Source organism: Mesobacillus sp. (genome assembly GCF_047739415.1).
In the GTDB taxonomy this organism is placed as follows: Bacteria; Bacillota; Bacilli; order Bacillales; family Cytobacillaceae; genus Mesobacillus.
In genome coordinates this window covers 1-3,691 of the sequence record NZ_JBIQOE010000033.1, presented here as the reverse complement: position 1 = coordinate 3,691, position 3,691 = coordinate 1, and the positions used below count along the sequence as shown (strand labels likewise).

At 39.5% G+C, this 3,691-nt stretch carries 4 protein-coding genes, 1 tRNA gene and 1 rRNA gene; 3 read left to right on the top strand and 3 right to left on the bottom strand.

The features are described 5' to 3' along the window. Positions 1-135: ribosomal RNA gene (locus tag ACH0QE_RS02300) — 16S ribosomal RNA — on the bottom strand; the annotation flags it as partial. Between the two features lie 421 nt (positions 136-556). Here ACH0QE_RS02300 and ACH0QE_RS02295 point away from each other — a divergent pair. Continuing rightward, positions 557-733: a hypothetical protein gene (locus ACH0QE_RS02295; RefSeq protein ID WP_415799127.1), complete on the top strand. Its 177-nt coding sequence runs from the start codon at positions 557-559 to the stop codon at positions 731-733. A 74-nt stretch (positions 734-807) separates the two neighbouring features. Here ACH0QE_RS02295 and ACH0QE_RS02290 read toward each other — a convergent pair whose 3' ends face one another. Together ACH0QE_RS02290 and ACH0QE_RS02285 are read right to left on the bottom strand one after the other, a co-directional pair. Continuing rightward, positions 808-1,359 (bottom strand): GNAT family N-acetyltransferase, encoded by a 552-nt coding sequence (locus tag ACH0QE_RS02290; RefSeq protein WP_415799126.1) that lies wholly within the window; start codon positions 1,357-1,359, stop codon positions 808-810. A gap of 9 nt (positions 1,360-1,368) precedes the next feature. Continuing rightward, positions 1,369-2,283 (bottom strand): DMT family transporter, encoded by a 915-nt coding sequence (locus tag ACH0QE_RS02285; protein WP_415799125.1) that lies wholly within the window; start codon positions 2,281-2,283, stop codon positions 1,369-1,371. 155 nt (positions 2,284-2,438) lie between these two features. Between ACH0QE_RS02285 and ACH0QE_RS02280 the strand changes: the two genes are divergently transcribed. After that, positions 2,439-3,134: an MgtC/SapB family protein gene (locus ACH0QE_RS02280; RefSeq protein WP_415799124.1), complete on the top strand. Its 696-nt coding sequence runs from the start codon at positions 2,439-2,441 to the stop codon at positions 3,132-3,134. A gap of 105 nt (positions 3,135-3,239) precedes the next feature. Further along, positions 3,240-3,312: transfer RNA gene (locus tag ACH0QE_RS02275), tRNA-Ala, on the top strand. Positions 3,313-3,691 lie beyond the last annotated feature (379 nt).

Genomic DNA, 3,691 nt, shown 5'->3' with positions numbered 1-3,691 from the left:
CAGGCAGGTTGCCCACGTGTTACTCACCCGTCCGCCGCTGATCTTCAAAAGCAAGCTAATGAAGATCCGCTCGACTTGCATGTATTAGGCACGCCGCCAGCGTTCGTCCTGAGCCAGGATCAAACTCTCCAAGAAAGAGTTATGAGTTAGCTCATAAGTTAAAACGTTGGCTCATGATCTTCTATAATAGAAGCCATGAAAATTTATTGTTTGTTGACGCTTGTTTGTTTAGTTTTCAAAGAGCAAGTTGTTCAGTTTGTCGCCCAGAAGCGACTTTATTAATATAACACGCTGATTTGTTATTGTCAACATCATTTTTGTTTTTCTTTTTCGTAAAAATTGATGTTTGTTTTTTCAATTCAACGTTGTTTTTCTGAAGCGAGATTAAATATATCACGGATAAAATATGTTTGCAATATAATTTTAAAAGAATTTTTCACAATAAGAGAATTCTTTTTGGTTTTCCTAGTTTCTTCTTATAAATAGCTTTTATTAATAATTTCTCACTTGTGCTCATATAATGCTTTGGACAAACTAATTACTGAGGTGATCCTACTTGCTGCAATCAATTGCACTTTATCTATCACTAATCATGGCGATACTATTATTCAGCATCGCCTACATTGAAGCCATTAAAATCGCAAACGCTGAAGGAAAGGTTCACGGAGGAACTCTTATTTTTAGCTCTGTCTGTGCATTATTGTTTTCAAGGTTCACTTACCTTTTCATTTAAAAAATCCCCTATGCAGGGGATTTTTTTCATTCATTTTCCTAATCGCCTTAGATTAAACAATAGCTCAATACCCTTTACCTATCCGCTAACCGTTTCTCTACAATAGTGTGGTAGAGCATTTTTAAATCCTTCCATATATAGGCCACTTCGATATATTCTCTGCCTGCAATTTCCACAGCTTCTTCACCCGCTTTTTCAGGCTGAAGGCTTTCATAAAATTTCCGGCTATCATTTTCCTTCAAAACCCACACAAGCATGGAATCATATTTTTTCTTGATCAATTCATCCAAACCCGCCTTGAGGAGTTTCAACCCTAGTTTATCCCTTTGGTACTTTTTAAGGATGTAGATCGCGTACAGTTCACTCTCGGCTTTAAATTCCCCTGATCTTTCTTTTCCAAAAGATGCAAAGCCAACTATCTCCCCATCTGGATTAACTGCTACAAAAACTGGAGAGGTATCACCACTTTCGGATAAGCTTCTTTCCCATAAAGGTTTTCTGTCCTCCATCTTCAAGGAATCTAAGTAATCTTTACTTACAAGCCCCTGATAAGTTTCTTGCCAGCTTCTTACTTGAACTTTTGCAATACCGCTCGCATCTTCTTTGGCAGCCTTTCTTATATTCACATTCATCCCCTACCCCGATATTGAATTGATTTCGGTTTGATTTTTCAGCTTCATCTTTCTTTCATCTACTAAAAATAATGTTATGCCTGCAATAACGACTAATCCACCGATTATCTGAGTCCAAATGACTTTTTCTCCGAGGAGATAAAAGGCAAGTACGGTAGCGCCAACTGGTTCGAAAAGTATCGCCATCGAAATGACTGAGGCGCTAATCCATTTTATAGACCAGTTGAACAATGTATGGCCAAGCAAAGTTGGGATCAGCGCAAGGAGGATAAAGTAAACCCAATCGCTTGTAGGATAAGGATAAAACGATTCACCCACTGCAATTACATAGAAGAACAAAGTAATTGAACTGATGCTATAGACGATAAAGGTATAGGTTATTAAAGACATCCTTTTCCTGACTGTTTGGCCAAATAAAAGGTATACGGTCACCAATGCACAGGCTACAATCGCCAAAAAATCCCCAAACAGAGCACTTCCACTGATTTTAAAATCACCCCAGCTGATGATGACACTGCCGCCAATCGCAATCACACCGCTTAAAATCGCTTTAGCTGATACACGCTCTTTAAAGAAGAGATAAGCACCCACAAATGCAAATAGAGGCTGAAGAGTGACCAGCACAGTAGAGCTTGCTACCGAGGTATAGTTTAGTGATTCAAACCAGAGGATAAAATGGAATGCCAGAAATATGCCGGCTATCCCAGTGAATACCCAATCCCGTTTCGTAATAAGTCGAAGTTCTGAAACATACTTTATAAGAAACACCGGCAGCATTAATAGTACAGAAAAGAATAATCGGTAAAAAGCTATGACTCCGGACGGTGCTGACGAGACCTTAACCAGGATCGCAGAAGTTGAGACTGCCACCACACCGATTGCTACCGCCATATAAGGATTTACTTTAGGTGATTGCATTTCTATTCTCCTTTAAGTTACACAATGTGAATTATATGTATTTTACAATGAATTTGAATTTTTATCTTGAATAAAATTTTATTTTTTCTAAGTGAAGTTTAGTCCGTCATTTTAAGGGAAAGTAAATACATCTTATTAGGGGTAGGAGAAACGACATGTTGTATTCTATTGATATGGAAATTTTACTTAAGTTGGGGATATCCGCATTCCTTGGCCTGGTTATTGGGCTTGAAAGGGAGATTAAAAGAAAACCGGTTGGTCTTAAAACGAGCCTGGTTATATCGATTGTCAGCTGCCTTTTGACGATTGTATCGAGTGAATCAGCTTATATGTTCCCAGGGGATGAAGATGTCAATATCACGATGGACCCTCTCCGTCTGGCGGCCCAGATCGTATCGGGTATCGGCTTCCTAGGTGCCGGGGTCATTTTACGAAGAGGAAATGACACGATTTCCGGTCTGACAACGGCAGCGATGATTTGGGGTGCAGCTGGAATTGGGATCACGGTTGGCGCAGGATTTTACTGGGAAGCCATTGCAGGTGTTGCTCTACTTATCGTAAGTGTGGAATTCATACCGTTCCTAATGACTTTTATTGGTCCAAGGCAATTAAGGGAAAAAGAGATTCGTCTGCAGTTCAATGTCAATAGCCGGGAAAGCATTGCCGATATCATTACCAGGATTAAAGGGGAAAAAATCGCCTTGAAAAACGTCCGCATCAAAGATCTGGCAGAAGGAAACCAACTGGTACAATTGATTGTGACCGTGGACTTCCGCAGAAAGACGACGGATGTGTATGAAGCGGTATCGGAAATTGAAGGAATTAACCGGGTTGAAATCGAAGGTTTGTAGGAAAGCCGCTCAATCGCGGCTTTTTTAGTTTCCTCATAAAATTTTGTCTTGCATGTCCGGCGAGATGGTTATATAATCTTTCTTGTACCTTATCTATTTAGATACGGGGGATTAGCTCAGCTGGGAGAGCGCAACGCTGGCAGCGTTGAGGTCAGGGGTTCGAGCCCCCTATTCTCCATCCTCGAAAAACCTTGCCCTGCAAGGTTTTTTTCTTTTTGTATAACTTTACATTTTTGAGGGATTTCCAAGATTGTGCACAATGTGTATACCTTTAGTATACTAAAGCGTTAAACAATAGGATAAACTGTTACCCGGATACTTGATCTCCATTATCAAAAGAATCATTCTCTAAATCGTATCGCTTCTTTACTTGAGGATCCTTATTAACGTGAGAATAAAGATCTAATGTTATCGCTACCCTTGAATGTCCCAACCGCTCCTGAACTACTTTTGGATTAATTCGCTAATCATCTAAGATAGGTAAAGTAAAAATAATATCGGGATAAAATCAGATGGAATCACGTACTTTACATCTGCTGAAATAAAATAAAAAAGCC